At 45.0% G+C, this 7276-nt stretch carries 7 protein-coding genes and 1 pseudogene; 3 read left to right on the top strand and 5 right to left on the bottom strand.

Features of this window, described 5'->3' with window-relative positions:
* From H595_RS22950 to tsaA, 4 genes are all read right to left on the bottom strand, one after another.
* Positions 1 to 239 (bottom strand): transposase domain-containing protein (locus tag H595_RS22950; protein ID WP_205623266.1); only part of this gene is annotated, 239 nt, incomplete at its 3' end.
* A 131-nt stretch (positions 240 to 370) separates the two neighbouring features.
* Entirely contained in the window at positions 371 to 2098 is a 1728-nt protein-coding gene (locus tag H595_RS0118900; protein WP_027672565.1) for a proline--tRNA ligase, read from the bottom strand.
* Between the two features lie 60 nt (positions 2099 to 2158).
* Positions 2159 to 3226, bottom strand: coding sequence for a Kelch repeat-containing protein (locus H595_RS0118905; protein ID WP_027672566.1), 1068 nt, complete (start codon positions 3224 to 3226; stop codon positions 2159 to 2161).
* A complete protein-coding gene (tsaA, locus tag H595_RS0118910) occupies positions 3195 to 3905 on the bottom strand; it encodes a tRNA (N6-threonylcarbamoyladenosine(37)-N6)-methyltransferase TrmO (RefSeq protein WP_027672567.1) in 711 nt (236 codons plus the stop codon). The genes H595_RS0118905 and tsaA overlap by 32 nt, the downstream gene beginning before the upstream one ends.
* Positions 3906 to 4059: 154 nt before the next feature.
* Here tsaA and purU point away from each other — a divergent pair, with 154 nt between their 5' ends.
* Positions 4060 to 4893, top strand: coding sequence for a formyltetrahydrofolate deformylase (gene purU, locus H595_RS0118915; protein ID WP_027672568.1), 834 nt, complete (start codon positions 4060 to 4062; stop codon positions 4891 to 4893).
* 115 nt (positions 4894 to 5008) lie between these two features.
* Here the strand turns inward: purU and can are convergent, their stop codons facing one another.
* Positions 5009 to 5662, bottom strand: a complete 654-nt coding sequence (can, locus tag H595_RS0118920; protein ID WP_027672569.1) for a carbonate dehydratase — start codon at positions 5660 to 5662, stop codon at positions 5009 to 5011.
* Between the two features lie 309 nt (positions 5663 to 5971).
* On the opposite strand from can, the gene H595_RS0118925 reads away from it, so the two are divergent.
* Both H595_RS0118925 and H595_RS23985 read left to right on the top strand, forming a co-directional pair.
* Positions 5972 to 6502, top strand: coding sequence for an H-NS family histone-like protein (locus tag H595_RS0118925; RefSeq protein ID WP_027672570.1), 531 nt, complete (start codon positions 5972 to 5974; stop codon positions 6500 to 6502).
* A 129-nt stretch (positions 6503 to 6631) separates the two neighbouring features.
* Positions 6632 to 7276 (top strand): annotated as a pseudogene (locus H595_RS23985) (transposase domain-containing protein); the annotation flags it as partial.

Genomic DNA, 7276 nt, shown 5'->3' on the forward strand with positions numbered 1-7276 from the left:
TGCGGCAACACAATATCCAACTTATTAATTAACTGACGTACCGATTCAGTGCGAAAGAGCGACATCCCTATCACCGCCCAAATCATGGCATCCATGGGGAGTTTGCGTTTGCGCAAGGTGGCAACGCCGTTGGAAGCCAGGCAAGACTGGATAATATCGGGTTCCAGAACATCGGACAGCGATGCAAATTCGGTAAGGCGGTTGATTGACGTGCGTGCTAATGCTTCTGACAGTTCCATAAAAAAATCCGATGGCTTAATGGCTCATCGGATTCTTACATCTACACAGTATCGGTCAACCGATCAGGAAAATATTTCTTAACTGATCGGCATTAAGCGAATTCGCTGCCTTTTTTATGTCTATTGCTAGCTTACTTTGCCAGTTTTTGTGTCATAGCTTCAAACACTGCAGCGATATCCAGCATCTCTTTTTCTCCGCTGCGACGGTTTTTATACTCCACCTGCTGGTTGTCCAGGTTACGCTCGCCAACAACGATGCTGTGTGGAATACCCATCAGTTCCATGTCGGCAAACATAACGCCAGGACGCTCTTTACGGTCATCAAACAGTACCTCAAAGCCAGCAGCGATTAACTCGTTATATATGCGCAATGTGGCTTCTTCGACGCGTGCAGACTTGTGCATATTCATTGGGATCAGTGCAATTTGGAACGGTGCAATCGCGTCCGGCCAGATAATGCCGTAATCGTCGTTATTCTGCTCAATAGCAGCGGCGATAATGCGTGATACGCCGACACCATAACATCCCATCGTCATGATCTGGTGTTTGCCTTCTTCGTTTAACACACCGGCTTTAAGTGCTTGTGAATAACGGTCGCCTAATTGGAATATATGGCCAACTTCAATGCCGCGTTTAATCACTAACTTGCCGTTACCGCATGGGCTGGCATCGCCTTCGACGATATTGCGTAAATCCGCTACGCTGCAGTCTTTACTATCACGATCCCAGTTAACGCCTGTGAAATGGTAGCCGTCTTTATTGGCGCCACAGATAAAGTCACTTAGGTGAGCTGCACTGCGATCAACAATTACCGGTATTGGCATGCCAACCGGCCCCAGTGAGCCCGGGCCTGCGCCAATAGCTGCACGAATTTCTTCTTCAGAGGCAAATACCAGCGGGCTTTGCACTTGCGGTAGTTTTTCTGCTTTAATTTCGTTTAGTTCATGATCACCACGCAGTACCAGTGCCACCAGCGTTTGCGGCGCTTTGTCATCAGCTTTTGCGGCATAAACAATTAGCGTTTTGCTAACCAACGCCATTTCTTGCTGTAAAAGAGCGGCTACGTCGGCGACTGTTTTTGCATTTGGCGTTGCCACTTCGCTAAGTGCTTGTGTTGCCGCTGCTCGCTGTCCTTCAGGGGCTAAAGCTTCGGCCATTTCAATGTTGGCGGCGTAATCACTTTCATCTGAAAACGCGATAGCGTCTTCACCAGATGCGGCTAGCACATGGAATTCGTGCGACATGCTACCACCAATGGCTCCGGTGTCTGCCAGTACCGGGCGGAAATCCAGCCCTAAGCGGGTAAATATATTGCAGTAGGCTTGATACATCGCATCATAAGTTTGCTGCAGGCTGTCCTGGCTTAAGTGAAAAGAGTAAGCGTCTTTCATCAAAAACTCACGTGCGCGCATCACGCCAAAGCGCGGACGACGTTCGTCACGAAATTTAGTCTGAATTTGATATAGGCTCAGTGGTAACTGTTTGTAGCTGGTAATTTCACGCCGTACTATGTCAGTAATAACTTCTTCATGCGTTGGACCCAGAACGAAATCACGCTGGTGGCGATCTTTAAAGCGCAGCAGCTCGGCATCCATTTTGTCCCAGCGGCCTGACTCTTGCCACAGCTCAGCCGGTTGTACCATCGGCATTAATACTTCAATGGCGCCGGCTTTGTTCATTTCTTCGCGCACAATGTTTTCTACTTTACGAAGTACCCGCACGCCAGTGGGCAAATAGGTATACATGCCTGATGCGACTCGACGTACCATACCGGCACGCAGCATTAATTTATGGCTAATGACTTCGGCGTCGGCCGGTGTTTCTTTGATGGTAGATAATAAGTACTGACTGCTGCGCATCGTATTCTCATATTCGTGCTAAAAAATTGCCGCCATTCTAGCAAGGCGGCAAGTGCAATTCTATTGGAGTTTTATCTGGTGATTAATCAGTTTATTGCTGACTTGCTGTTTATCTGTCATGCCACCCACAGAGTAAACCTTGCCATCTATTGTTACTAAACCACGAAGATCCATTACTAGCAGGGTATCTGCCGCATTTAGCCAGCGTTTCTCGGAGGGTGAAAATAGCCAGACACTGTTATCTGGCTCTGACGCGACGGTGTTATAGCCAATACCGTTGTAGTTGTATGGGTTTGTTGTTCCACCGATAAACGCCATGACGGCTTTGCCATCAACCACAGTGTTAATGCCGGCCATGCGATAACGAGCAGTGCCGGTTGGGTGGGGAACTTTACGCCAATCAATGACATTGGCATTGTTGCCGACTTCTCCCAGATAACAGGCTGGTTCACTAACGTATTCACGTTTTTTATCAGCAAAATGTTCTAATGCGACACCATCGCAGACCAGCATTTTATTGTCGACCATGGCCGCAGCATGGCCAAACACTGGTTTGCCAGGAAAGGGTGTGGCCTGAGACCAGCGCTGAGTGTAGTTGTCGAACAGCTGCACTAAATTGACATTACCATGGTCGCTCCAACCGCTTATAATATAGATATAACGATTTTGATAGGTCAGTGCGACGGCATCATCTATTGGAACGGGGATATCATTCAGTTTAGTATAACGCTGTGTCACAGGGTCAAACCGATAACTATCTTGTGCGGTTTGTTCACTGCCATCGGCATTAACAGCAAAGCCACCAAAAATGAAAAAGTTGTTATTAAGGGCGACTGCGCTTGCTGCAATACGACCATTTAAACGCTGCTGACTTGGTACGTCTGGCATAGCGCGCCAGCCAAACTCACCCACGGTATGCATAAAGACTTTATTATGAATATCGGTTTGTTGTTTGCCCTGTCCTATGCCCATAAAACTGACAATATAGGTTTTGCCACGTACAGTGGTACTGGCAACGGCATTATTGCTTACCGGCTCGGGTAGGTCGGGCAGTGGCGATGCGGCTATCGTCATACAAGTGGTTGCCGCTGCCAGGCTACTCAGATAGCGAATGGATTTCAGTAACATGGTTATGCTCTCCGTTGACGGTCCATTTAATATTGTAGTTATACAGTGTCATGCCATAACTTTGTTCACCATCACGTTGTTTTTTATAAGATGGCCTGGGATCTTGTTTTAATACTTTCTCTATAAACACGGCTAAATCCGGGTATTGACGTTGTTGTTGACAAAATGCACTGGCGTTATCACTAAAACTCACTGTCATTGCAGTATGCGGTGCCGCATCCGCAAAGCCTCCGGCAGCGTTGGGTAGCGCATCGGAATAGGGTAAGTAAGGCTTGATATCCAACACTGGGGTGCCATCGAGTAAATCAATGCCGCTGAGTTTAAGCATGAGTTTACCGTTTTTGCGTTCTATCCCTTCTAGTTTTACGACAGATAAACCAACAGGATTAGGTCTGAAGGTTGCTCGCGTAGCAAACACGCCTTTACGGGCATTACCGCCCAGCCTTGGCGGGCGCACCATAGGAGACCAGCCTTTATCAGCGGTTTCATGGAATACGAACACTAACCAAAGGTGGCTGAAACTGTCGATACCACGCAAAATAGCATCATCGCTATAGTTATCTTCCAATACCAGATGCCCTGTGGCCTCAGGGATTAACCCTGGCTGGCGCGGGATAGAAAATTTTTGCTTATAGGGTGACTTAACATAACCCACAACATTAAATTGAAAAGACGCCATAAGCTCCTGTGGTATTAAAGACAAAACTGAACATGCAGTATTATGCGGCTTTTTTATAAAACAACAAGTTATGCAAAAGACGTCTAAATGTCTTTGACGCTATACCCTAATGTGCGGTAAAAAAGAGTTATTAATAAATACTGTAGATACCGCTATGGAACGCAAAATTTTACTTACCGAGTGTCCTGATTCAAAAGGGCTCATCGCACAAATCACCAATATTTGTTACAAGCATCAGCTTAATATTATTCGTAATACCGAATACGTTGATCCCGTAAGTGGCCAGTTTTATATGCGAACTGAACTTGAAGGTGTGTTTAATGATCATACCCTGCTGTTTGACTTAGACCGGGCTTTGCCACCGGGATCTCAGCGCAGCCTGGTCAGCAAACGAGCAAAAAAAGTAGTGATACTGGTAACAAAAGAGGCGCATTGTCTGGGCGATATATTAATGAAGGTGTTCGATGGCTCGCTGGCATTGAATATTGCCGCTGTGGTAGGGAATTATCCTGAGCTGGAACAACTGGCCGCCCGTTTTGAATTGCCCTATCACTATGTCAGCCACCAAGGATTAAGTCGAAGCGAGCACGAGACGGCTTTACTGGAGATCATAAAGCCTTATCAGCCGGAATATTTAGTATTAGCCAAGTTTATGCGCATTTTAACCCCAACGTTTGTGGCGCAGTTTCCAAGTAAAATCATCAATATACATCATAGTTTCCTGCCTGCGTTTATTGGCGCAAACCCTTATCAACAGGCTTTTGAGCGCGGCGTTAAAATTATTGGTGCAACAGCACATTTCGTTAACGATGATTTAGACGAAGGGCCAATTATTCAGCAGAGGGTAGCACAGGTCGATCACAATTTTAGTGCACAGGATATGGCTCGCGCGGGGCGGGATGTGGAAAAGTCAGCCTTAAGTAAAGCCTTGCAATTGGTCGTAGAGGACAGAGTCTTTGTGCACGGGAATAAAACGGTTATTCTTTAATAAACGGAATAAAGCACAAACTGTAGCTGGCATTCTTTGTTTTGTTACCTAAACAATGTGATGCCTCATACTGGTCTGAGCCATGATGAGGCAAAATATGCCGCTTAAATCAAGCTTATTCGCTATCAGTTGAATTTGTCAGGTCTAGCGTATAAATGTTATCAAGGTTATCAATACAAGCGTGGCTTACGCGCAAATCTTTTACGCGGCCATTACGCAAACTATAAACCCAACCATGAATAGTCAGTGGCTGGCCACGTTCCCACGCTTCTTGCACAAAGCTGGTGTGACACAAATTGCGAACTTGTTCCATCACATTCAATTCTATCAATCGATTTAGCCGTTCACCTTCATCAGCGATAATATCGACTTCATCACGATGCATAGCATAAACATCTTTAACGTTACGCAACCAGTTATCGACAAAACCAACCCGTTGTTTTGTCATGGCTGCTTTCACACCGCCACAGCCATAATGGCCCACAACTATAATGTGCTTTACCTTTAAAATATCGATAGCGTACTGCAGTACGGACAAGCAGTTCATGTCGGAATGTAGTACCAAATTAGCGACATTACGGTGCACGAATAACTCACCAGGTAATAGACCGACTATTTCATTAGCTGGGACGCGGCTATCGGAACAGCCAATCCATAAATATTCAGGTGCTTGTTGTTCTGACAGTTGCTTAAAAAATCCTGGCTGGTCCTTTTCAATTCGGTCAGCCCAGTTCTTGTTGTTAGCAAACAGTTGTTTAAAATCAGGCATACATCTACCTTGAATTGATAATCGCGATAAGATAGCCGATCTTACCTGTTTTTAGAGCACCGACCAGCAAAAATCTCACTTTCTATTGGATAATAGCTACTGTGATAGGGTTTTATTATTTTTAGAATAACAACAAATAGTACATTTGTTATTATAAAATTTTTTACTGTGCCATCGTACATAGTATTGAATAATTATTAACTCAAGCTGAATGAGGAGATTTTTAATTTTATAACATTATTTGTTTTGCCTTTATTTTTTTTGGCTGATTGATTATGCTGTTAGCATTAGTTATTAAAGGAGATTGTAATGTCAATTTTATTAGATAAACGTGAGATTAAAAAAGCAGCTAAAGAGCTAACACTCGCTAAATTAACAGAAGTGATTGATGTCCTTAATTCGGTTTTAGCTGAACGTCAAAATGAAGTTGAGTTGATTACGCAATTAGAGCAGTTAGCGAAGTCGCAAGGATTCACCCTGGAGCAGTTAGGTTATAAGTTAAACAATGAAAATGTTATTGTTGCTGCAGCGGATACGTCTGCGAAGACAGCAAAGCGACCAACCAAGCCAAAATTTAAAACAATTAATAAAGACAGCCAATATTTTTATGTCGAAAATGGCCAACTGCAGTTATTGCGTACTCATACGATGAAAAAGGGCTTGCAGGCGCGAGGTATTGATGTGGTGCCGGTTGCCAAGGTAGAGAAAAAATATGCAAAGCAAATTGATGGTTTGATCGCTGAAGCCACTGCACAAGCAGTTGAGAATTTTAATGCCAAAGTGGGAGCCTGGAACGAATGGGCCGCTGCAAATGATGAAGAAATTTTGACGGCAAAGTAAAATGATTTAATAATAAATAACCCGGCCATGTGCCTAATGCCGATCAGTTAAGAAATATTTTCCTGATCGGTTGACCGATCCTGTGTAGATGTAAGAATCCGATGAGCCATTAAGCCATCGGATTTTTTTATGGAACTGTCAGAAGCATTAGCACGCACGTCAATCAACCGCCTTACCGAATTTGCATCGCTGTCCGATGTTCTGGAACCCGATATTATCCAGTCTTGCCTGGCTTCCAACGGCGTTGCCACCTTGCGCAAACGCAAACTCCCCATGGATGCCATGATTTGGGCGGTGATAGGGATGTCGCTCTTTCGCACTGAATCGGTACGTCAGTTAATTAATAAGTTGGATATTGTGTTGCCGCAGGACGTGGATTACGTCGCACGCAGTGGCATGAGCGGGCGGAACATCCCCACTGGTGCGGACTGAATCTGTTTGGAGTTGATGGCGTGGTATGGCGTACACCAGATAGCCAAGAAAACAGTACCGAGTTTGCCAGGACGGCGAATAAGGCCAGTGAAGCTGGTTACCCTCAGGTACGCATGGTTTGCCTGATGGAGCTTAGCAGTCATTTAATCCTCGATAGCGCATTTGACAGTGTGTGTGAAAGTGAGATGAACCTGGCCGCTGAGCTCACAACGCGTTTACCGGATAATAGCCTGACCCTGTTCGATAAAGGTTTTTACTCGCTGGGGTTGCTGCATGACTGGCAGCAAAAAGGCACCAATACACATTGGTTATTGCCACTGAAAAAGAACGTACAGTATGAAG

Source organism: Rheinheimera baltica DSM 14885 (assembly GCF_000425345.1).
Taxonomy (GTDB): Bacteria; Pseudomonadota; Gammaproteobacteria; order Enterobacterales; family Alteromonadaceae; genus Alishewanella; species Alishewanella baltica.